Annotated in this window: 17 protein-coding genes; 9 read left to right on the top strand and 8 right to left on the bottom strand. The window is 70.0% G+C overall.

Annotation, left to right across the window (positions count from 1 at the left end):
- Positions 1 to 30: 30 nt before the first annotated feature.
- The 5 genes from AB0J40_RS07580 to AB0J40_RS07560 all read right to left on the bottom strand — a co-directional run bounded on the left by AB0J40_RS07580 (position 31) and on the right by AB0J40_RS07560 (position 6,211).
- A complete protein-coding gene (locus tag AB0J40_RS07580; protein ID WP_364448966.1) occupies positions 31 to 1,575 on the bottom strand; it encodes a GMC family oxidoreductase in 1,545 nt (514 codons plus the stop codon).
- The gene (locus AB0J40_RS07575) at positions 1,572 to 3,182 is read right to left on the bottom strand and encodes a GMC family oxidoreductase N-terminal domain-containing protein (RefSeq protein WP_364448963.1); all 1,611 of its coding nucleotides are present in this window, start codon (positions 3,180 to 3,182) and stop codon (positions 1,572 to 1,574) included. Before AB0J40_RS07575 ends, AB0J40_RS07580 begins: the two co-directional genes overlap by 4 nt.
- Positions 3,183 to 3,384: 202 nt before the next feature.
- Positions 3,385 to 4,137, bottom strand: coding sequence for an ATP-binding cassette domain-containing protein (locus tag AB0J40_RS07570; protein WP_364448962.1), 753 nt, complete (start codon positions 4,135 to 4,137; stop codon positions 3,385 to 3,387).
- Positions 4,134 to 5,102 (bottom strand): ABC transporter permease, encoded by a 969-nt coding sequence (locus AB0J40_RS07565; RefSeq protein ID WP_364448959.1) that lies wholly within the window; start codon positions 5,100 to 5,102, stop codon positions 4,134 to 4,136. The genes AB0J40_RS07570 and AB0J40_RS07565 overlap by 4 nt, the downstream gene beginning before the upstream one ends.
- A gap of 11 nt (positions 5,103 to 5,113) precedes the next feature.
- Positions 5,114 to 6,211 carry a substrate-binding domain-containing protein gene (locus AB0J40_RS07560; protein WP_364448956.1) on the bottom strand — a complete coding sequence of 366 codons (1,098 nt, stop codon included), beginning with the start codon at positions 6,209 to 6,211 and terminating at the stop codon, positions 5,114 to 5,116.
- A gap of 192 nt (positions 6,212 to 6,403) precedes the next feature.
- On the opposite strand from AB0J40_RS07560, the gene AB0J40_RS07555 reads away from it, so the two are divergent.
- From AB0J40_RS07555 to AB0J40_RS07540, 4 genes are read left to right on the top strand one after another with little or no spacing between them, the layout of a single operon-like run.
- Positions 6,404 to 7,717, top strand: coding sequence for an enolase C-terminal domain-like protein (locus AB0J40_RS07555; RefSeq protein WP_364448954.1), 1,314 nt, complete (start codon positions 6,404 to 6,406; stop codon positions 7,715 to 7,717).
- A 29-nt stretch (positions 7,718 to 7,746) separates the two neighbouring features.
- A complete protein-coding gene (locus AB0J40_RS07550) occupies positions 7,747 to 8,793 on the top strand; it encodes a sugar ABC transporter substrate-binding protein (RefSeq protein ID WP_364448952.1) in 1,047 nt (348 codons plus the stop codon).
- A gap of 11 nt (positions 8,794 to 8,804) precedes the next feature.
- Positions 8,805 to 10,304: a sugar ABC transporter ATP-binding protein gene (locus AB0J40_RS07545; protein ID WP_364448950.1), complete on the top strand. Its 1,500-nt coding sequence runs from the start codon at positions 8,805 to 8,807 to the stop codon at positions 10,302 to 10,304.
- Positions 10,297 to 11,322 (top strand): ABC transporter permease, encoded by a 1,026-nt coding sequence (locus tag AB0J40_RS07540; RefSeq protein ID WP_364448948.1) that lies wholly within the window; start codon positions 10,297 to 10,299, stop codon positions 11,320 to 11,322. Before AB0J40_RS07545 ends, AB0J40_RS07540 begins: the two co-directional genes overlap by 8 nt.
- Here AB0J40_RS07540 and AB0J40_RS07535 read toward each other — a convergent pair.
- A complete protein-coding gene (locus tag AB0J40_RS07535; protein WP_364448946.1) occupies positions 11,319 to 12,026 on the bottom strand; it encodes a FadR/GntR family transcriptional regulator in 708 nt (235 codons plus the stop codon). The genes AB0J40_RS07540 and AB0J40_RS07535 overlap by 4 nt on opposite strands.
- A gap of 216 nt (positions 12,027 to 12,242) precedes the next feature.
- Here AB0J40_RS07535 and AB0J40_RS07530 point away from each other — a divergent pair, with 216 nt between their 5' ends.
- The 4 genes from AB0J40_RS07530 to AB0J40_RS07515 all read left to right on the top strand — a co-directional run bounded on the left by AB0J40_RS07530 (position 12,243) and on the right by AB0J40_RS07515 (position 18,640).
- Positions 12,243 to 16,019, top strand: a complete 3,777-nt coding sequence (locus AB0J40_RS07530) for a hypothetical protein (RefSeq protein ID WP_364448943.1) — start codon at positions 12,243 to 12,245, stop codon at positions 16,017 to 16,019.
- On the top strand, positions 16,000 to 16,848 hold the full coding sequence (locus AB0J40_RS07525; RefSeq protein WP_364448941.1) for a hypothetical protein: 849 nt from the start codon (positions 16,000 to 16,002) through the stop codon (positions 16,846 to 16,848). The genes AB0J40_RS07530 and AB0J40_RS07525 overlap by 20 nt, the downstream gene beginning before the upstream one ends.
- A 2-nt stretch (positions 16,849 to 16,850) precedes the next feature.
- A complete protein-coding gene (locus tag AB0J40_RS07520) occupies positions 16,851 to 17,597 on the top strand; it encodes a hypothetical protein (RefSeq protein ID WP_364448938.1) in 747 nt (248 codons plus the stop codon).
- A gap of 458 nt (positions 17,598 to 18,055) precedes the next feature.
- Entirely contained in the window at positions 18,056 to 18,640 is a 585-nt protein-coding gene (locus AB0J40_RS07515) for an isoprenylcysteine carboxylmethyltransferase family protein (protein WP_364448936.1), read from the top strand.
- 80 nt (positions 18,641 to 18,720) lie between these two features.
- On the opposite strand, the gene AB0J40_RS07510 is transcribed toward AB0J40_RS07515, so the two are convergent.
- The gene (locus AB0J40_RS07510) at positions 18,721 to 19,656 is read right to left on the bottom strand and encodes an amidohydrolase family protein (protein WP_364448933.1); all 936 of its coding nucleotides are present in this window, start codon (positions 19,654 to 19,656) and stop codon (positions 18,721 to 18,723) included.
- A 57-nt stretch (positions 19,657 to 19,713) separates the two neighbouring features.
- Between AB0J40_RS07510 and AB0J40_RS07505 the strand changes: the two genes are divergently transcribed.
- Positions 19,714 to 20,172 (top strand): MarR family winged helix-turn-helix transcriptional regulator, encoded by a 459-nt coding sequence (locus AB0J40_RS07505; RefSeq protein WP_364448931.1) that lies wholly within the window; start codon positions 19,714 to 19,716, stop codon positions 20,170 to 20,172.
- 464 nt (positions 20,173 to 20,636) lie between these two features.
- Here the strand turns inward: AB0J40_RS07505 and AB0J40_RS07500 are convergent, their stop codons facing one another.
- Positions 20,637 to 21,095, bottom strand: coding sequence for an SMI1/KNR4 family protein (locus tag AB0J40_RS07500; RefSeq protein WP_364448928.1), 459 nt, complete (start codon positions 21,093 to 21,095; stop codon positions 20,637 to 20,639).
- Between the last annotated feature and the right edge of the window lie 72 nt (positions 21,096 to 21,167).

The following is a 21,167-nucleotide window of genomic DNA, read 5'->3' as shown; positions in this document are numbered from 1 at the left end:
AACCCGGGAGGGGCGGCCTTTTCGCGTTCGTCAAGCAGTCAGCCCGGCGACGACCGACGGCGCGATGCGCAGGGCGTTGGCCGCGATCGTCAACGCCGGGTTGAGCGCCGCCGACGACGGGAAGAACGACGCGTCCGCCAGCCACAGGTTCTCCACGTCGTGGCTGCGGCAGGACGCGTCGAGCACGCTGCCCGCCGGGTCGTGGCCCGCCACCGCGGTGCCGCACATGTGCGAGTTCGTCTCGATGCCCATGCGCTGGGTGAAGATCAGCGGGTAGCCGGCCTTGCGGACCAGCTTCGTCACCCGGCGGACCAGCTCCCGGTGCGGCGCGAGGTTGGTGGGCGTCCAGTCGATCAGGATCCGCTCGCCGTCGACGCGCACCCGGTTGTCCCGGGACGGCAGGTCCTCGGTCGTCAGGTAGATGTCCAGGCTGCGTGCGGACATGAAGTCCAGCGCCCACATCGGCGCCCAGGCTCGCGCGGGCTTGAGCATCGGGGCGCGGAGCTTGCCGAGCATCTGCAGGTTGCCCAGCGGGAACGGCGTGCCCGGACCCGCTTCGTAGAAGTCGTTGACCCCGAGCGTCTTCTGCCACTGGGTCGGATTGGTGCGCAGCGGATTCACCCCGACGAAGAACGTGCTGTTGTGGACCATGTAGTTGCGGCCCAGCAGGCCCGAGGAGTTGGCGAGCCCCTCCGGGTGCTGCGGCGTCGCCGAACGCAACAGCAGGGCCGCGGAGTTCACCGCGCCCGCCGCCAGCGCCACCCGCTTGGCGGTGATCCGGACCTTGCGGCCGTCGCTGAGCGCTTCGGCCGCCACGATCCGGCGTCCGTCATCGGACGTGACCAGCCGGGTGACCTCGGTGCGCACCATGATCTTCACCCCGGCCGCCAGCGCGGGCCGCACGACCCGGTTCTCGGCGTCGGCCTTGCGGCCGGTGCCGTCCGGGCAGCCGTCCGCGGTGGTGACGGCGGCCCGGTCCTCCTGGGTTTCGACGTTCAGCGCGTTCGGGGTGTGGAACGGGTGCAGGCCCTGGGCGGTCAGCGAGTCCGCGAACCGCTGGATCGTGGGCTCGTGCTCGAGCGGCGGGAAGGGGTACGGCGTCGAGTGCGGTGGTTCGGTCGGGTCTTCGCCGACCTGGCCGTGGGCGTCGAAGAGCCGTTCCGCCCGGCCGTAGAAGGGCTCCAGGTCGTCATAGGAGAACGGCCACGCGCGCGAGCGGCCTTCCTGGTGCTCGACCTCGGCGAAGTCGCTGCGCCGGAACCGGGGGAGCGAGGCACCGTAGAACTTCGTGTTCCCGCCCACCCAGTAGTAGACGCCCGGGGCGAACGGCTCGCCCGTGCGGCCGTCGAACCAGAGCCCGGCGTTCTTGTAGCGGCCCTTGAGGTACATCTGCTCGGGCTGGGAGTTCTCCGGCTCGCGGGGGAGGAAGTCCCCGCGTTCGGCGATCAGCACGCGTGCGCCGGAATCGCGCAGGGCCCAGGCGAGGGTGCCGCCGCCCATGCCCGAGCCGATGACGAGGACGTCGGTGTCGATTTCTCCGTTGGCGTCGGGTGTGACGACGGACGGGTCGGTCATGAGGCGCGGTCTTCCTGGTCGGGTGCGGTGCCCCGGATGAACGCGGCGGCGCGTTCGCCGATCATGATGGCCGGGGCGTTGGTGTTGCCGGTGACGAGCGTCGGCATGATCGAGGTGTCGGCGACCCGGACGTTGGCCAGGCCGTGCACGCGCAGTTCGGCGTCGACGACCTTGCCCATCATGCAGGTGCCGGACGGGTGGTAGAACGAGAACGACTGGGTGCGGATGTAGTCGTCGATGTCCCGGTCCACATCGGACCGCGGGGCGAGCCCGGCGTCGGCCGCGGCCCGCAGGTCGCCGTCGAGCAGCGAGGTGAGCCGGCCTTGCCGGGCGATCTTCATGCACATCCGGACGCCTTCGCGCAGCCGGGCGCGGTCGTCGGCGTCGTCGAGGTAGTTGTGGACGATCCGCGGTTTGGCGTACGGGTGGGAATGCCGCAGCCGGACGCTGCCCCGGCTCGCCGGCCGGGCGACGTACGGTCCGAACGACATCCCGGGTTCGAGCGGTGCCGCCAGCCCCTGGTCGCGAACGATGCCCAGCGCGGCGTGCACCTGGATGTCGGGCGCCGGGACGTCGTCGGACGACCGGAGGAACCCGCCGGCCTCGGTCCAGGCCATCGGCCCGGTTCCCTTGTCGCGCAAGCGGTTCTCCTCGGCCGAGGTGTCCGGTCCGACGATCGGCGGGGTGCTGCTGAAGAAACTGAGGAAGCAGCCCGCGTGGTCCTGCAGGTTCCGGCCGACCTCGGGCAGGTCGTGCACCGGCGGGACGCCGGCGGCGGTCAGCTCGTCCGCCGGGCCGACGCCGGACTGCAGGAGCAGGTGCGGCGAGTTGTACGCGCCCAGCGACAGGATGATCTCCTGGCCCACCCCGATCGTCCGGACGTCGCCCAGGTGGTCGACCGCCAGGCCGGTGGCCCGGTCGCCGTCGAAGCGCAGCCGGAGGGCGAGCGTCGAGGGCAGGACGGTCAGGTTCGGCCGGCCGGCGGCCGGGCCGAGGAACGCGACCGCGCTGCTGCACCGCAGGCCGTTGCGCTGGGTCACCTGGTAGCAGCCGACTCCGTCCTGGTCGGCGCCGTTGAAGTCGGGGTTCGGCCGGTGCCCGGCGTCCTGCGCCGCCTCGACCCAGCCGCGCAGCAGGGGGTGCACGGACACCGGGTCGCTCACCGTGAGCGGGCCGCCGATGCCGTGGAAGTCGTCGGCGCCGCGCTGGTTGTCTTCGGAGCGCTTGAAGAACGGCAGGACGTCGTCGTAACCCCAGTTCTTGTTGCCCAGCTCCGCCCAGGTGTCGTAGTCGTGGCGGTGGCCGCGGACGTAGAGCATCGTGTTCATCGAGCTGGTGCCGCCGATCGCGCGGCCGCGGGGCAGGTAGGCGCGCCGCCCGCCGAGGTGCGGCTCGGGCTCGGTTTCGAAGTCCCAGTCGTAGGCCGTCTTGAGCTGCTGCGAGAACAGGGCGGGGATCTCGAAGAGCCGGCCCCGGGCGGGCGGGCCGGCTTCGACGAGCGCGACGGTGACGTCCGGGTCTTCGGACAGCCGGGCGGCGAGCGCGCACCCCGCCGATCCGGCGCCCACCACGACGTAGTCGTAGTGCTCCTGCGAGAGGTGGGGCATGTGTCCTCCTGGGCGGCTGTCCTCTGTGGTCGAGGTGGACGGATTTCCGGCCACGCTAGCCACGGCCGCGCCGGTGGCGGGATGCACGAAGTGAGCAACGGCGGGAGTCTGCACTGCACACCGTGCCGGGTTCGTCGCGAACCACGTCCGCCGGATGACCGGCAAGGTCGGCCCGAGCCCAGGTGAAGGACCACCACCCGGGCTACGGCCCGCCGTCGAGGCGGTATTCCGCGTTCACCAGTTCGAGCAGCTCGGCCACCGAGGTGTCCGCGGATGCCCGGTCGAACGTGATTTCCCCGTGCTGCAGCAGGTTCACCCGGTCGCAGACGTCGACGACCTGCCCGTAGTTGTGGGCGATCAGGATGATCGCGATGTCACCGCGGTGCTTGAGCTCCCGCAGCAGGCGCAGGATCACCGCGCTCTCCTTGGCGCCCATCGCGGCGAGCGGCTCGTCGAGCAGCAGCAGCTTCGCGTTCGAGTACACCGACCGGGCCACCGCGATCGCCTGCCGCTGGCCGCCCGACAGCATGCCCACCTCGGTGGTCACCGACGGGATGGAGATGCCGATCGAGTCCAGTGCCTCGCGGGCGCGGCGTTTCATCTCGCGCCGCCGCAGGAACGGCAGCGGGCGGTGCGTCAGCTCGCGGTTGAGGTGCAGGTTCAGGTAGACGGGCAGGTCGTCGACCATCGCGAGGTCCTGAAACACCGTTTCGATGCCCAGGGACCGCGCGTGCACGACGGACTTCAGCGTGACCGGCTCGCCCTCGAACAGCAGCTGTCCGCCGTCGGGCTGGTGATAGCCGGTGAGGATCTTGATCAGCGTCGACTTGCCCGCGCCGTTGTCCCCGATGAGGCCGAGGATCTCCCCGCGCCCCACGCACAGGGAGATGTCGGTGAGCGCGGCGACCGGGCCGAAGCTCTTGCTGATGCCCTCGGCGCGGATGACGTCGGTCATGCCACCTCCCGGGAGCCGACGCGCTTGCGCACCACGATCAGCGTCACGTTCAGCACCATCGCGCCGAGGATCGCGGCTCCGAGCACCACGTTGAACGCGTTCGCGCTGACACCGGTCAGGTTGAAGCCGTCGAACACGATGCCCAGCAGCAGCGCGCCCAGGAACGCGCCGGCCACCGTGCCCGAGCCGCCGAGCAGCGCCGTGCCGCCGATCACGGCCGCCGCCACCGCGAAGAACATCGTGGTGAACCCGCCGTTCGTCGGGTCGTACGAGCCGACCCGGGTGCCCTGCAGGATCCCGGCGAGCCCGGCCAGGGTGCTGGTGATCGCGAAGTTGACCACCTTCACCCGGTTGACCGGGATACCGGACTCCGCGGCCCCGACCGGGTTGCCGCCGGTGGCCTGGGTGTGGATGCCGAACCGGGTCGCCGAAAGCACCACCTGCATCACGACGACCACGCCGAGCGCCCACAGGAACTCGGTCCAGCGCGCGCCGCCGAACGCTTCGAGCAGGCCGCTGTCCTTCGGCGCCCCGACCGGCCGGGCGTTGGAGATGATGAGCACCAGGCCCTGCAACAGGAACGCCATGCCGAGCGTGGTGATGAACGACGGAATGGTGAGCACGGTCCGGATCAGCCCGTTGACCACGCCGATCGAGGCGCTCAGCACGATCGCGGCCAACAGGGAGAGCCACAGCGGCCAGCCGTTGACGAAGAACTGCATCAGCAGGAACGGCGAGAGGGTGAACACGAAGCCGGCCGAGAGGTCGATCTCGCCGCAGATCAGCAGCATCACCTGCCCCGCCGCGATGATCGCCCACGGGGCCACGTACTGCGCGATCGTCTGGTAGTTGTCGGCGGAGTTGAACGCGTCGGTCGTCACCGTGAAGTAGACGCCGGCGGCGATCGTCACCAGCAGGATGCTCAGTTCCTTGACCCGCATCACGCCCAGCAGCAACGGTTTCACGACGTCGCCCGCTACCGGCTCAGCACCGACGCCGGCGGCAACGGGATCGAGCCGGGCATCGCGATGACGTCCTTGTTGCCACCGCCTTCGAACCGGCTCTTGGCCGTCGCGTACGGGCCGACGTTCTCCTTGGTGACGAACGTGAGACCGGTGTCGGTCACCGGCGGGGCGACCAGCGTGCCGGACAGCCGGAACAGGTACAGGTAGAGCACCGAAAGGAAGCCCTGCAGGTACGGGGACTGGTCGATGGTGAAGTCGAGCGCGCCGCCCTGCACACCGGTGACCGTGTCGTCGAGCAGGTCGAACCCGCCACCGCCGATCTTGCCGGACAGGCCGCGGTCGGCGATCAGCTTCGCGCATGCGGCGGTGCTGCCGGCGTCGACCGCGTAGATCCCCTTGACGGCCGTGTTCCCGGTGTAGGCGGCGGTCATCGCGTTCAGCTCGCCGGCCTGTTCGGCGCCGGTGTTCACCGACTGGACGCGCACGCCCGGCGCGGCCTGCTTGAGCGCGTCGGTGATGCCGTCGAGCCGGGGCTGGACGTTGTTGCCGCCCGGCTGGGAGATCCCGACGAGGATGTCGCCGGCGGTGACCTTCCGCGCGATGCGCTGACCCATCCGGAAGCCCGACAGGTACAGGTCCTGGCCCACGTAGGTGAGCGGGTAGTTGCCGGCGGCGTTGGCGTTGTAGGCGATCACCGGGATGCCTTGGCCCAGCGCGCGTTTGGTGAGGTCGACGAACGCGTTGTCGTCGGTCAGGGCGACGGCGATCCCGTCGGCCTTGCCGGTGATCGCGGTCTCCATGGCGCTCGCCATCTGGGCGACGTTGCCGTTTTCCGAACCGGTCCACTGCGGCTCGGGCACCCCGAGCAGGGCCGCGGCATCGGCGAGCCCCGTCCGGGTCGGCACGAAGAACGAGTTCGTGGTGACGTGGTTGACGAACACGAACCGCCACTGCGGCGTGCTCGGGAAGGGGCCGGCGCGGCCGCCGCCGTTCTGGCCTTGTTGGACGCTCGTGCACGCCGCGAGCAGCGCGCTCGCGGCCGCCGTCGCGCCGCCGGCGCCCAGGTACCTCAGCGCGGTTCTCCGGGACGTGCCTGTTCCAGCTGTCATCGTGACCCCGCATTCATCTCAGCGGCAGAGCTTCGGCTACGGGTCTCGTGGTACGGCGTCGAAGACGGTAGCAGACATATGATGTCTCGACCAGGCGTTCACGGTAACAAGCTGGCTTCTGGACTTTTTCGCGCGGAAAGCGTAGCCATACGTATGTTGTCTGGCTGGACGTGTTCGACGGAGGTGGTGGCCTTGCCCGAGGTGATCAGCGCGATCGACGCCGTCGACGTCCGCTTCCCGACGTCGCGGACCTTGGACGGTTCGGACGCGATGAACCCGGAACCCGACTACTCCGCCGCGTACGTCACCATCCGCACGAGCGCGGGGGAGGAGGGGTACGGCCTCGCGTTCACCGTGGGGCGCGGCAACGACGTCCAGGTCGCCGCCGTCCGCGCGCTGGTGCCGCTGGTCACGGGCCTGCCGGTGGACGACGCGCTTTCCGACCTCGGCGGGTTTTCCCGCCGGCTGACCGGCGACAGCCAGTTCCGGTGGCTGGGCCCCGACAAGGGCGCGATCCACATGGCCGCGGCGGCGATCGTCAACGCCGCGTGGGACCTGCGGGCGCGCCGCGCGGGCAAGCCGGTCTGGCGGCTGCTCGCCGAGCTGCCGCCGGCGGAGCTGGCCGACCTCATCGATTACCGCTACTTGCGGGAAGCGCTTACCCGGGACGAAGCGCTGGACATCCTCCGCCGCGCCGAACCGGGCCGGGCCGCTCGGCAAGCCGAGCTGCTGGCGTCGGGCTACCCCGCCTACACCACCACCCCCGGCTGGCTCGGCTACTCGCCGGAAAAGCTGGCGACGCTCGCGTCGGAAGCGGTCGAGGACGGGTTCACCCAGATCAAGCTCAAGGTCGGGGCCGATCTCGACGACGACGTCCGGCGGCTGCGGCTGGCCCGCGAAGTGGTCGGCCCGGACGTGCGGATCGCCATCGACGCCAACCAGGTGTGGGGAGTCGGGCAGGCGATCGAGTGGTTGCGGCCGCTGGCGGAGTTCGACCCGTACTGGATCGAGGAGCCGACGTCGCCCGACGACGTGCTCGGCCACGCCGCGATCCGCCGGGCCGTGGCGCCGATCAAGGTGGCGACCGGCGAGCACGCGGCCAACGCGGTGGTGTTCAAGCAGCTGCTGCAGGCCGAGGCGATCGACATCCTGCAGCTCGACGCGAGCCGGGTCGCCGGCGTCACCGAGAACATCGCGATCCTGTTGCTGGCCGCCAAGTTCGGCGTGCCGGTCTGCCCGCACGCCGGCGGCGTGGGGCTCTGCGAGATGGTGCAGCACCTGGCGATGTTCGACTTCGTCGCGGTGAGCGGGACCCGGCAGGACCGCGTCATCGAATACGTGGACCACCTGCACGAGCACTTCGTCGACCCGGCGCGGGTCGAGCGGGGGCGGTACCTCGCGCCCGAGCGGCCGGGGCTCGGCGCCCGTCTGCACCCCGAATCCGTGGCGCGCTTCCGGTACCCCGAAGGTCCGGCTTGGCACGCCGAAGCGGAGGTGGTCGCGTGACCACCACAGCCTGTCAACGAGGAGAGGTCATGAAGATCCGCTACCTGTGCACGGCCTTGGTCGCCGCGGCCGGTGTGCTCGCCGGTTGCAGCGGCGGGGGAACCGCGGCGACCGGGGCAACCGTCGTCGGCGTCGACTACCCCCGCTCGGACACCGACTTCTGGAACGCCTACATCAAGTACGTGCCCCAGTTCGCCGGTCAGTTCGGCCTCGACCTCAAGACCACGAACTCGCAGAACGACGTCGCCACGCTGACCGCCAACGTGCAGACGATGATCAGCCAGGGCGTCAAGGGCGTCGTCATGGCGCCGCAGGACACCGCGGCGATCATCCCGACACTGCAGCAGCTGGCGGGCAAGAAGATCCCGGTCGTGTCCGTGGACACGCGTCCCGACCAGGGCAACGTCTACATGGTCGTGCGCGCGGACAACCGTGCCTACGGCGAAAAGGCGTGCCGGTTCCTCGGCACGAAGCTCGGCGGCAAGGGCAAGGTCGTGATGCTGCAGGGCGACCTCGCCTCGATCAACGGCCGCGACCGCACCGAGGCCTTCAACGACTGCATGAAGCAGAACTTCCCCGGCATCACAGTCTTCGGCGAAGCCACCAACTGGGACGCCGGCACCGCGGCGCAGAAGCTCCAGACCCGGCTGACCGCGAACCCGGACATCAAGGGCGTCTACATGCAGTCCAGCTTCGCGCTGTCGGGGACGCTGCAGCTGTTGAAGCAACGCGGTCTGCTCGTGCCGGCGGCCGACCCGAAGCACGTGTTCGTCGTGTCCAACGACGGGATTCCCGAGGAGCTGGAGAAGATCCGCGCGGGCGAGATGGACGCGACCGTGTCCCAGCCCGCCGACCTCTTCGCGAAGTACGCGTTGCAGTACGTCAAGGACGCGATCGCGGGCAAGCAGCCGGTGCCGGGCAAGACCGACCACGACAGCACCATCGTCGCCGTCCGCGACGGCCTGATGGAGGACCAGCTGGCCGCGCCCCTGGTCACCGCGGACGGCGCGAGCTTCGGACCGGTCGCCAGCGTCAAGGTCGACGACAAGTCGTTGTGGGGCAACAGCAAGAGCTGAAGGGGGCGAACATGGCCGCGGTACCGGTCGTCGAAGCGCGGCAGGTCGTCAAGCGCTACGGCGCCACGGTCGCGCTCGACCACGCCGACCTGACCGTCCTGCCGGGACAGACGCACGCGCTCGTCGGCCGCAACGGCGCCGGGAAGTCGACGCTCGTCTCCGTCCTCACCGGCCTGACCGCGCCGGATGCGGGCTCGCTGCGGATGAACGGCGAGCCCGCACCGGGACTGTCCGATCGGGACGCCTGGCGGTCGCTGGTCGCCTGCGTGTACCAGCGCTCGACGATCATCCCGGACCTTTCGGTGGCGGAAAACCTGTTCCTGAACCGGCAGGAGACGCGGCGCGGGTTCGTCCGCTGGTCCGCCGTGCGCCGGGCGGCCACGGAACTGCTCGAACGCTGGTCGGTGGACGTCGACGTGCGCCGGCCCGCGGGCGAGCTCGGCGTCGAGCAGCGGCAGTTCGTCGAAATCGCGCGGTCGCTGTCCTTCGGCGCGCGGTTCGTCATCCTCGACGAGCCGACCGCCCAGCTGGACGGTGGCGCCATCACCCGGCTGTTCGGCCACATCGCCGACCTGCAACGCCAGGGCGTGACGTTCCTGTTCATCAGCCACCACCTGCAGGAGGTCTACGAAATCTGCGACGCGGTCACGGTCTACCGCGATGCCCGGCACGTGCTGACCGCGCCGGTAGCCGAGCTGCCGAAGGCGGATCTCGTGGCCGCGATGACCGGCGAGAACGCCGTCGTGGCCGACGAACGCGCGTCGTCGGCCCGGCGGGGTTCGGCGCCGGTGCTCGAAGTGCGGGGGCTGAGCCTCGCCCCCGCGTACGAGGACGTCTCCTTCGCCGTCGCGCCGGGGGAGATCGTCGGCCTGGCCGGGGCCGGCGGCAGCGGGAAGACGGAGGTCGCCGAAACGCTGACCGGGCTGCGGCGGGCGGATTCGGGCACCATCCTCGTCGGCGGCCACCGCCCTCGCCCCGGCGACGTCCCGGCGGCGCTCGCCGCCGGGCTCGGCTTCGTCCCGGAAGACCGCCACCGCCAGGGACTCGTGCCCGAGATGTCGGTCGCGGACAACGCCACGCTGTCCGTCATGGACCGGCTCGGCCCGGGCATCTTCGTCCGGTCCGGCCTCCGCGACCGCCTGTCCGGGACGATGATCGACCGCCTGGAAGTGAAGACACCCGGCCCGGACCTGGCGGTGTCGGCGCTCTCCGGCGGCAACCAGCAGAAGGTCGTGCTGGCCCGCGCCCTCGCCGGTGATCCGCGCGTGCTGGTGCTGATCACCCCGACGGCGGGGGTGGACGTGCGGTCGAAGGACTTCCTCCTCGGCAAGGTGGCCGAAGCCGCCGCCGGGGGCACCGCCGTGCTGATCGCTTCGGACGAGCTGGACGACCTGCGCCTCTGCGACCGCGTGCTCGTCATGGTCCACGGACGGCTCACCACCGAACTGCCCGCCGGCCGGCCGGACCGCGAGGTCGTGGCCGCGATGGAAGGAGTCGACCTCGATGCCTGACAGCCCCACCGCCCTGCGGGCCGAAGCGCGGACCGAGCCCGCCGCCGCCCGGCCGCCGCGGCGAATCGCCCTCGCCCGCCTCCGCGACTTCGCGCTGGTGCCCGGGATCGTCGCGATCGCGGTGGTCGGCCAGCTGGTGAACCCCGTGTTCCTCCAGTACGACAACGTGCTCAACATCCTGCAGACCATGTCGGAGATCGCGCTGCTCGTGCTCGCCCAGACTCTGGTCCTGGTCGTCGGCAAGATGGACCTCTCGCTGGAGTCCACCTTCGGGCTGGCCCCTGGCTTGGCGGCCTGGCTGACGATCGGCGGCGGTCACTCGCTCGGCCTGCTGCCCTCGTGGACCGCGGTGCCGGTGGTGCTCGCGGTCGGGGTGCTGGTCGGGATCCTCAACGCGCTGCTCATCGTCCGCTTCGGGCTGAGCGGGTTCGTGGTCACCCTCGGCATGCTGATCGTGCTACGCGGCCTGCTGACCGGGATCTCCGGCGGCCAGACGTTCTTCGGCCTGCCCGAATCGATGCTCTACCTCGGCACGACGTTGTGGGCCGGGATCCCGGCGTCGATCTGGATCTGCGTGCTGCTGTTCGCCGCCGGTGTCGTCCTGCTCGGGTACACCCGGTTCGGCCGCAGCCTGTACGCGATCGGCGGCAACGAGGACGCGGCGAAGGCGGCAGGCATCCGCACCGGGCGCATCGTGTGGCTCGTCCTGATCGCGGCGAGCGTGCTGGCCGCGCTCGGCGGGCTGCTGCTGTCGGGCCGGCTGGCTTCCGTGGCCGCGGCGCAGGGCAACGGCTACATCTTCACCGTGTTCGCCGCGGCGGTGATCGGCGGGGTCAGCCTCAACGGCGGCCGCGGCACGCTGTTCGGGGCGTTCACCGGGATCCTGCTGCTGTACATGATCCAGAACGTGCTGACGCTGGCCGGCGTGCCCGCGCAGTGGATCGGGGCGCTCAACGGCACGATCATCCTGGTCGCGCTGGTGATGTCCCGCATCACCAGCGGCAAGCGGCAGACCTAAGCGCCCTCGAGGGCCCGCAGCTCGGCCAGGTGGGCCCGCAGCCAGCGTTCGGAGGTGTCCACGTGCATCAACGCGGCCGCGGTGGCCACGCCGGGGTCGCGGGCGACCAGCGCGTCGTAGATCGCCCGGTGCTGGGACAGGGTTTCGTGCGTGACGCCGCGGTCGACGGTGCCGCGCCAGATCCGCGCCCGCAGCGTCCGCGAGGAAATGCCGTCCAGCAGCGCGGTCAGCGTTTCGTTGCCCGCCGCGGCGATCACCTCGCGGTGGAAGGCGGCGTCGAGCACGGTCAGGCGCTCGACGTCCTCGACCGCGTCCTGCATCGCTTCGAGCAGCTCGGCCACGGCGCTCAGCCGATCATCGCCGATCCGGGTGGCGGCGAGCCCGGTGGCGGCGGGTTCGAGCAGCCGGCGCACTTCGGTCAGCTCCAGCACGGTGCCGTCCTGCATGAGCGAGACCGCGTTGCCCAGGCCTTCCAGCAGCAGGCCGGGGGCGAGGCTGGTGACGTAGGTGCCGTCTCCGCGGCGCACCTCGAGAACGCGGGCGAGCGCCAGCGCCTTCACGGCCTCGCGGGTCGGACTGCGGGAGATGCCCAGCTCGGCGGCCAGCTCGTGTTCGGGCGGCAGCCGCGATCCCGCCGGGAAGCGTCCGGAGCGGACGAACTCCCGGATCCGGTCGATCGCTTCGTCGGTCAGGGATCTCGCCATGGCCGAACTCTATCATTCATATGATGAATATCGCAGATCTGAGGGTGTGTTCGAAGCATTCGAGCGCATCTGCGTCGTTTTGACACCAGGACGTATGACGTCCTCGCGAATCATCGCCGGCGACCTCCAGTAAGAGTGGTGATGCCCGGGTGACGTCTCGACGACGCACTCTGTGCGATCATCCGGCGAAGTTCGGCTGGGTAGTGGAGACGCTGGATGCCCGTTCCCGTGAAGGCCCGCACGGCACGACCGGCCACGACTCCGGCCGTGACGACGCTGCCGAACTCCCGCCGGCCGCGCACCGCGATGGACCCGACGTCGGCGGAGCCCGTCCGCGCGCGGACGCTCGTGGGCAACGCGGCCGTCACGGCGGGGCTGAGTGCGCCGCCCGGTACTGGGGCGCTGCCACAGGACTGGCAGCGTCTGCTGTCGGGGGCCGGTCAGGACCTGGTCGGCAACCGGGCCGTCGCAGCCCGGGCCGCGACACTTCCCGCACCGGGCACCCCGGCCCTCGCTCCGCCGGCGCCCGATGCGGAGCCACCCGGAACGCGCTCGGCGGCGAAGAAACCGCCCGCGCCCCTGGAGAAGGCGACCGCGCCGGCCGCCCCGAAACCCGACCGGGAGGATCCCGGCGTCCCGAAGGAAGGCCAGGACAAGAGCGCGACCAAGAAGGAGGACGCCACCGGCCCGCGTTCGCCGGGAGCCGATCCCAAGTTCCAGGCCCTGAAGAAGGACGTCGGCGCCAAGAAGAGGCAGGTCGGCTCGAGCCACCCGCCGGCGAAGACCGAGGCCGCCGCGGCGCAGGCCGCCTCCGTGCCCCCCGGCGACGACCGGGAGGCGCGCGGCAAGGCGGCACACGCCGATGACATGGATGCCGCCCAGCCCAAGGAGTTCGACAAGACCGCGTTCGTCAAGGCGGTCGAGGACGCGGTCGCCAAGCAGGCGCCCAAGAACCTGGACGAGGCGGACAGCTTCGGTAAGTCGGGCAAGGCCGAACAGGTCAAGAAAGACGTCCAGGGCAAGGTCGGCGAGGGCAAGGAGGCCTCGGCGAAGGAGATCGCCGACACCACGCACGCGACGCCGAAGCCGGCGCCGGACGAGAAGCCGGTCGTGCCGCTGACCGGCGACAAGGTGCCCGGCAAGCCGGGTACCCCGAACCCGAACCAGGCCGCCCCCGACCCGCTGCCCAAGTCGGCGACGGACATGTCGGCGGGCCCGGCACAGGTCGACCGGCAGCTGGCCGACGCGGCCGTCACCGAGCCGCAGCTGATGAAGTCCAACGAGCCGAGCTTCACCACGGCCGTCAAGGACAAGAAGACGATGGAGGCCCACTCGGCGACGGCCCCCGAGCAGCTGCGTGCCGGCGAGGCGAAGGAGATCAAGCAGGTCAAGGCCGTCGCGGCCACCCGTGGCGCCGCCGCGATGGCCGCCATGCACGCGAGCAGGGTCGCGACGGGCAAGAACGTCGGCGCGGGCAAGGTCGGCACCAAGGCCGGCGACGAGGACCGGCGCACCCGGACCACCGCGATCCTGCAGGACGTCTTCGACAAGACGAAGTGCGACGTCGAGAAGATCCTGACAGATCTGGACAAGAAGGTGGACGACGAGTTCACCCGGAAGGAGAAGGGCGCGCGGGACAGGTTCACCGCCGAGCACGAGAAGGGCATGGCGGAGTACAAACACCGCCGCTACTCCGGACTGGCCGGCAAGGCCCGATGGGTCAAGGACCTGTTCGCCGACCTCCCGGAGGAGGCCAACCGGATCTACGAGACGGCCAAGGACCACTACCTGACGGCCATGCGCCAGGTGATCGCCGACATCGCCGACACCATCGGGCGCGAGCTCAACCGGGCCAAGGACCGCATCGCCACCGGCCGCAAGGACCTCAAGGCCGCCGTGGACAAGCTGCCCAAGGACCTGCGGGCGCTGGGCCGCGAGGCGGCCGCGGACTTCGCGGGCAAGTTCGACGAGCTCGGCGACACGGTCGACGACAAGGGCACCCAGCTCGTCGACACCCTGGCCACCAAGTACAAGGACGCCGTCAAGTCGGTGGACGACGAGATCGCGGCGGAGAAGGAGAAGAACAAGGGCCTGGTCTCCAAGGCGGCCGACGCGATCGGCGGGGTCATCCGCACGATCAAGGAACTCGGCTCCCTGCTCATGGGTGTGCTCCGCAAGGCGGCCTCGGCGGTCGGCGCCATCCTCCGCGACCCGATCGGCTTCCTGGGCAACCTGGTCACCGGTGTGGGCGGTGGTCTCAAGCTGTTCGCCAAGAACGCCGGCCGGCACCTCGAACAAGGCGTGCTCGCCTGGCTGCTGGGCACCGCGGCGACCGCGGGTCTGCAGCTCCCGACCAGCTTCGACGTCCTCGGCATCCTGCTGATGCTCGCGACACTGCTCGGCCTGACCTGGGCGAACATCCGCAGCAGGCTGGTCCGCAAGGTTCCCGAACAAGCCGTCAGCGCGGCCGAGACCGCGGTCCCGATCGTCGCGGCGACCAAGCGGCGCGGCATCGCCGGCATGTGGGACGACCTGAAGACCCGGGTCGGCGACCTGAAGCAGAACCTGATCGGCGACCTGGTCTCCTATCTGCTGCCGACCGTCGTCATCGCCGGCATCACCTGGATCGTGTCCCTGTTCAACCCCGCGTCGGCGTTCATCCGCGCCTGCAAGATGATCATCGACATCATCCGGTTCGTCGTCACCCAGGGCCGCCAGATCATCGAGTTCGTCAACGCCGTCCTCGACGCGGTGATCGCGATCGCGCGGGGCGGCACCGGCGGCGTGCCCGCGCTCGTCGAACGCGCCCTGGCCAGGGCGATTCCGGTGCTGATCGGGGCGCTGGCGGCGATCCTCGGCATCGGCGGCATCGCCGGCAAGGTCCGGCAGATCTTCCAGAAGCTGGCGAAGCCGGTCAACCGGGCCGTGGACTGGGGGATCGACAAGATCGTCGGCCTGGTCAAGAAGCTCTGGTCCAAGCTGAAGGCCTCGCCGGGCAAACGGCGGCCGGGGGACCGGCGGCGACAGCCCGGGAAGCGGCCGGACACCGCGCGCCGCAAGGACAGGGATCAGTCGGACCGGCTCGACAAGGCCATGGCGGCCGCCAGGCGGGTCATGGCGCGCCACGCCCGCAAGCCCGTCGGCCGCGACGAGGTGACCGGACCGCTGTCGGCCATCCGCGGGAAGTTCCGTCTCCGTCGGGTCGACCTGGTCGACGCAGGCCGGGTGTGGGCGGTCGAAGCCGAGGTCAACCCGAAGAAGAAGGAGAAGACCGACGCCCTCGTAGCCGGGCCCAAGCGTGGTGATCACCTCTTCGCCCTGGCCTTCGGGAAACAGCTCGGCCAAGCGCACAGCCGCGGTCCAAGCGCTCGAGCTCAACAACGCGGCGGTGGCACGGATCCTGATCGACGGTCTGGCGATAGCTCGCGCCAAGGCCGCGGCGATCCCCGAACTGGTCGTGCGCAAGCCTCGGCAAGCGAGCGGTTCGGACGCCCATTCCCTGAGCTACGGCTACGCCTCGCGCCACGCGCTGCTGGCCATCAACACCGTCGCCGTCGCCGTGGCCCGGTACTACCAGCACCGAGGCGATGCCGACCTGCTGGCACGACAGCTCGCTGTCAGCGCCATGCAGGCCCAGCTCGCCGTCAACCACTGGATCGACGTGGTGATCGACCGGGAATCGGTGCCGTTCGTCCAGGACAAACGCAGCGACCTGGTACTGGGGCAACGACTTCTCGAGCAGATCCGCGCCGATCTCACCGCCACGTTCGCCCGGTTGTCGGGCCGTGGCGTCGAGAAGGGCCGGAGCGCCGAACCGGAGGGTGCGACCGCGCCGGACGATGCCCTGAAACGCCTGGACGCCGCGCTCCGCGACGCCCACGCCCTGGTTCATACCGGGATGCCGGTCGACGAGATCAGGGTCCGCCTGCCGGCCGTCCAACGCCGCCACCGGTTGACCGCGCTGAGGCTCGTCGTGGAACGCCTCGCCGGTGACCACCACGTGATCCACTTCGTCGCGACCATCAACCCGTCGAAGACGAGCCGTTCGGAGAACTCGCCGCTGAGCCGGAAGAAGGCGCAGGCCGACTACGGGGTTCTCATCAAGAACGGCCGGCGGTTCCAACGCTTCGCCGACGCCAACAACGTGATCATCGAGGTGCGGCCCACCAACCCGGATTCGGTGCGCCACCTCATGCGTGGCGCCTGGTACAAACCGGTGGACATCAAGGCCAAGACCATCAACCACGCCGACACGTTGCTGAGCATCGAGGGGGAGAAGAAGGGCCTGGTCGGGTTTTTCCTCAACCCGGTGCCCCAGCCGAAGCGCCGGAACCTCGGGCAGGAGGACGTCGAAGCGGGAAGGAAACGGTACCGCATGCGAGTCGAGGAGCGCCGCGAATACGGTCGGAAGATGCAGAAGCTCGCGCGCAAACACCTGGGCCCCGGCCGGTTCGAGGTGATCGGCTACGTCGTCCACGGCTACGACAAGAACAAGGTCCGCCATCCCATCGCGGGCGATCACGACCTCTACGACATCCGGCGGCCGGACGGAACCGAGATCCCGCAGGACGAGTACGATCTGCTCGTCCAGGACATGCAGGACGGCAAGTTCGGCGTGATGCACGGGGCCGTCGTGCGCTGGGACCCGGACGACCCGCACGAGAAGGAAATGCGCGACAAACTCGTTCGACAACACCAGCGTGGCGGCGGCGAGGGCCTGGTGCGGTTCACACCCGGTCAACCCATGCGGTTCGTCGTGGCGGAGACTCCACTGTGGACCGACCGCCGCCCGTGGGCGCCACCCGCAGGAAGGCCGGACTAGCGATGCCGGATGACCGCACCGCCGAGCGAGCACGGCTGATGGCCGAGAGCTTCCGGCTGCTCGCGCAGGACTCGCCGGACCCCAACCGGGTCCGCGACGTCAACCACCGGTACCGGGCACTGCTGCCCGAGGTCGTCGTGGCGCGTTGCCCGGACAGCGGCGAGCCGGTGCGCTGGCCGATCGACGTGTACGGCCTCGACGGTCGTTTCTGGGACTACCTGAACTCGATCCGCCGCCCGCCGTCGGCGCTACCTCCCGGCTGGTTGGCGATGACCGGTGCGTTGCGGCCGGCCGGCGAACCGGAGCACCCGCCCTTCCCGGTCGTCCCCGGGCCGGACGTGCCGTTCGTGGTGCCCCGGGTCCTCGACAACCCGGGTGTACGGGCAGTGATCGCCGAGGTGCGCGTGGGGGAGCACACCGGTTGGGCGATCAGCTACTTCGGCCCCAAGCCCGAAGCCGTCCCGCTGGTGAACCTCTGGGGTGCCAACAAATATCCGGTGTACCGCGACGGCGTCAACCGGGGTTGGGCGTGGGATCGGCCGAGGGTGTCGCAGTACGACTTCGAGCTCACACCGTGGCTCCGGGCGGGCAAGGTGCTGTGGCTCGAACCCGGCGACGAGTCGCTGACCTTGCGGGAGGGCCTGGAGGGTTGTCCGTTCGAAGGACTGGAGGGGCGCAGGCTGATCACGGTCATCGAGAACGGCGTGATCGAGCACGTGGCGGCGTTCGCCGGGCACGGCGCCGGCTGACCGATGTTCCGGCTGTGCTGCGCACGGTGGCGCCGGACTCCACCGCGGCCTGCAACACCGGTACGTCCCGTCGTCGGCATGACGGCACGTGAGCGCGCGATCAGCGGCATGAGCAGTTGGTCGGGTGTTCGTCCGCCTGTGCCCCTTCTACTCGGTGCGGATCTTCGGTGGGACAGGGCGCCGTCATTGCGGGTCCCGGGCGGTCCTCTCTCGTCGAACCAGGGCGGTTACCCGGTGCGTCATCGTCGCGGATCGCTGCTTACCGAGCCACCGGAGACCGGAGCGGGGCCGAGGTCGCTGTCGCCGTCCCGGTGGCGGAGCACCCAGTCGTCGAGTTCGAGGGCGAACTCCAGCGGTTCTCCGACCATGTGGGCGCGCAGGCCAGCCGACTCACTCGTGCAGCTCGGCACCGAGGCTGCCGATGGTGACGTGGGGTGTTTCGGTGTGACAATGCCGCTGTGCTCGCACGATTCGGAGAGCTGTCGGACGTGGCCGGCGCCGTCCTGGTCATCAGCGCCGGCGCCTTCGCCACGGGCGAACTCGTGCAGGCGTTCCGCGCGCGTCACGGGGCGACACTCGTCGATGTCCGTGCGGAGGTCCTCTTCCGGGTGATGTTCTTCGTCGCGATTCTGTTCTGGCCGGTCGGCCGCGCGATTTGTCCGGCTGCCGCCGTCGGCGGATTGTGGCCGTTCCCGCTCGGGATCGTGGTCGGGTGGCTCGGGCTGCTCCTGCGTTGGTGGTGCTTCGTCAGCCTGGGAAGGTTGTTCACCGTCACAGTGCGGACGAGCGAGGAACAGCTCGTCGTGGATCGTGGTCCCTACCGAGTCCTGCGTCATCCGAGCTACACCGGCCTGCTGCTCGTCTTCTCCGGCGGCGGTCTGGTCGCGGGCAATTGGGTCAGCGCCGCGGGTGCCCTCGCGGTGTTGCTGATCGCGTTGATCTACCGCCTCCGCATCGAAGAACGCGCCCTCGAGGAAGCGCTGGGCGACCGCTACCGGCGGTTTGCCGAGAACCGGGCCCGGCTCGTTCCCTTTGTGTGGTGACCTGGAGATCTCACCGCTGGTGGTTGCATCCGCGCGGAAGCCGATATCCGAGCGATTTTCGTCCCATCTCGCGAGCGACGTCAGCCGGTGGTGAGCCGGGGGAACAACGCCTCCGCCGCGCCGCGGTCGACGTCGGGGAACCGGTCCGCGCCAGGGCCGTCGTAGGTGGTGAGGTACCGGTCGAACTCGCCTCGCCACTCCTTCGGCGCGAACGGGAAGTCACTGCCGTAAAGGACGTGCCCCGGCTCGGCGAAGGCGAACAGCGACGGCAGCGACGTCGCCGAGGCGGACAACGCCGTGTCGAAGTAGAACTTGCGCAGCCCGGCCAGGATGCCGTCCGGAGTGGTGCCGGGGTTGAACATCGCTGCGCCGGTGAACCGGTGCGCCGCGAACGGCAGGAAACCGCCCGCGTGCGAAAGAATGATCCGCAGCTGCGGGTGCCGGTCGAACACTCCGTGTGCCACCAGGTCGAGTGCGGTGCGCGTGGTGTCGAACGGGAAGTCCAGCAAGGGGCTCGGCAAACCGTCGAGCCGCGCGATCGGTGGCTCGGCCGGGTGCACGAACACCACGGCGCGGCGCACGGCCAGCTCCGTCCACAGTGGTTCGTACGCCGGGTCGCCCAGGTAGCGACCCCGGGCGTTGGACAGCAGGACGACGCCGTCGGCGTGCAACTCGTCGAGTGCGCGCACCGCCTCGACGACCGCGCCGTCGAAGTCCGGCAGCGGGAGCACGGCGAAGTGCCCGAAGCGATCAGGGGCGTCCTTGACGAGCTCGGCCTGGAAGTCGTTCACCTCGCGCGCCAGGTCACGGGCGGCGGCGTCGTCGCCGAAGTGGACACCTGGTGCGCTGATGGACAGCACTCCGGTGGCGATGCCCGCGTCGTCCATCATCGCGGTCGCGTCGCCGGGACTCCACGAAGGCGTTGGCCACCCGCCTGCCGTCGTACCGCTGTTTTCCAGTGCTGCCCGGTAGCGGGCGGGGAGGAGGTGCTGGTGGACGTCGATCCGGTCACCCATGTTGCCTAGCCTCCTAATAGCTAGGTTGCTAACTATTACTTTGCTAGACTAGCTCGCATGACGACGACCGGCAACCGCCCACCGACAGCCGCCGAGGTCGACGAGCTTCTCCAGGCGGCCGACGCGGTGTTCTTCGCCATGCGCAAGGCCCGCTCGGCCGGCGCCGACCGCGACGGCGGGCTGTCGCTACCCCAGGTCACGCTCCTCGAGCCCCTGGCAGCCGAGCCGGAACTGCCGGTCGGCCGGCTCGCTACCGCGGCCGACGTGTCCATCCCCACGGCCACCCGGATGCTCCAGCAGCTGGAAGCCGCCGGAGTCGTGGTGCGTCGCCGATCACCCGAAGACGAGCGCAAGGTCCTGGTGACGTTGACCCCGGACGGCAGCGAACGGCTGACCCGCCTGCTGGCCCGCCGGCGCGAGCGTCAGGCGGAGGCCTTCGGCGCGTTCTCCCCCGCGGAACGCCGGCAGCTCGTCACCTTGCTCCACAAGCTCGTGCCGGTGATCACCCTCGGCTGACCTCGCGAATCGCACTGCAAGTGTTGCGAGCCGGGCCCAGGACCGGCTGGAGCAGTCCTGACGGGCGGCTCGCCGGCGTCATTGGCGTGGCTCTCTCATGGCATGCGTCTCGCCGAGCACCGCGCGAGGAGTGGCTGGAAAGAGGTCTGCCCGGCTCGAAGTAGCGATGCCCTCCTTGCTCACATCGATTTGTCGAGACAAGGGAGAAGTGCATGCCAGTCGTCATCGGGATGGACCCCCATAAGCGTTCGCCGTGATCGAGGTGATCGCCGAACTCGGCGAGGTGGTCACGGCCGGGAAGTTCGGGTCCACGCGTTCGAGCTTCGTCCAGCCGGTCCGCCCGCGCGTCCTCAGTAGCTCGATCAGCCGGTGTCGAAGCTTGTCGGCCAGTTCGGCCCGTTCCGGATCGCCGTCGGCTCGGTCGAGGCCGGTGGCGTGCACCGGTCGGTGGAGCGCTCGCTCCGCTAGAGCCAGTCGTGGCGTTGGTAGGTCGGGGCGAGGACGCCGAAGCCGAAGTAGTCGGTGCCGGGCAAGCTGTCGAGGAACTGTCGAGTCGAGTCGGCGAGCGGTTCCTCGTCGAAGCCGTCGAGCAGTACGACACGGTCCTCGCCGGCGGCGAGGTCGGCGGCGTGCCAGCCACACATGTCCCTGTTGTCGCTGCGGGCGAACACGATGACGTCGGCGGTCGGTGCCAGATCGTCCTCGTCGTCCTCGTCGATCAGGTCCTCGATGAGCTCCCGGTGCGTGTACATGCCGTCCGGCGTCTCGAAGTGCAGGAAACCTCCGAACGTGCCGACCCCAGCTCGCAGGTAGAGCTCGGCCAACGCGCCTGGCAGCGGCGTCCCGTGCTTCTGCGCGAACGCGGCGATGTCGGCCGCCGCGACAATGCCACCGGTTCCGGAAACCGACACCCCAGGCCACATGGCGGGTCAGCCTATCCCGGCACGGGTTGCAGCCGACCAGATGCATGCATCCGTTGGCGTGCAAACGGCCGG

Source organism: Amycolatopsis sp. NPDC049691, from assembly GCF_040675005.1.
GTDB lineage: Bacteria > Actinomycetota > Actinomycetes > Mycobacteriales > Pseudonocardiaceae > Amycolatopsis.
This window is presented reverse-complemented; position numbering and strand designations above follow the sequence as displayed.

What these genes read in the sequence shown, in the direction of transcription:
- AB0J40_RS07505 (WP_364448931.1), top strand. Translation starts at nt 19,714, where the DNA reads ATGACGACGACCGGCAACCGCCCACCGACAGCCGCCGAGGTCGACGAG.
- AB0J40_RS07570 (WP_364448962.1), bottom strand. Translation starts at nt 4,137, where the DNA reads ATGACCGACGTCATCCGCGCCGAGGGCATCAGCAAGAGCTTCGGCCCG.
- AB0J40_RS07510 (WP_364448933.1), bottom strand. Translation starts at nt 19,656, where the DNA reads ATGGGTGACCGGATCGACGTCCACCAGCACCTCCTCCCCGCCCGCTAC.
- AB0J40_RS07530 (WP_364448943.1), top strand. Translation starts at nt 12,243, where the DNA reads ATGCCCGTTCCCGTGAAGGCCCGCACGGCACGACCGGCCACGACTCCG.
- AB0J40_RS07540 (WP_364448948.1), top strand. Translation starts at nt 10,297, where the DNA reads ATGCCTGACAGCCCCACCGCCCTGCGGGCCGAAGCGCGGACCGAGCCC.
- AB0J40_RS07500 (WP_364448928.1), bottom strand. Translation starts at nt 21,095, where the DNA reads ATGTGGCCTGGGGTGTCGGTTTCCGGAACCGGTGGCATTGTCGCGGCG.
- AB0J40_RS07535 (WP_364448946.1), bottom strand. Translation starts at nt 12,026, where the DNA reads ATGGCGAGATCCCTGACCGACGAAGCGATCGACCGGATCCGGGAGTTC.
- AB0J40_RS07545 (WP_364448950.1), top strand. Translation starts at nt 8,805, where the DNA reads ATGGCCGCGGTACCGGTCGTCGAAGCGCGGCAGGTCGTCAAGCGCTAC.
- AB0J40_RS07580 (WP_364448966.1), bottom strand. Translation starts at nt 1,575, where the DNA reads ATGACCGACCCGTCCGTCGTCACACCCGACGCCAACGGAGAAATCGAC.
- AB0J40_RS07560 (WP_364448956.1), bottom strand. Translation starts at nt 6,211, where the DNA reads ATGACAGCTGGAACAGGCACGTCCCGGAGAACCGCGCTGAGGTACCTG.
- AB0J40_RS07575 (WP_364448963.1), bottom strand. Translation starts at nt 3,182, where the DNA reads ATGCCCCACCTCTCGCAGGAGCACTACGACTACGTCGTGGTGGGCGCC.
- AB0J40_RS07520 (WP_364448938.1), top strand. Translation starts at nt 16,851, where the DNA reads ATGCCGGATGACCGCACCGCCGAGCGAGCACGGCTGATGGCCGAGAGC.
- AB0J40_RS07550 (WP_364448952.1), top strand. Translation starts at nt 7,747, where the DNA reads ATGAAGATCCGCTACCTGTGCACGGCCTTGGTCGCCGCGGCCGGTGTG.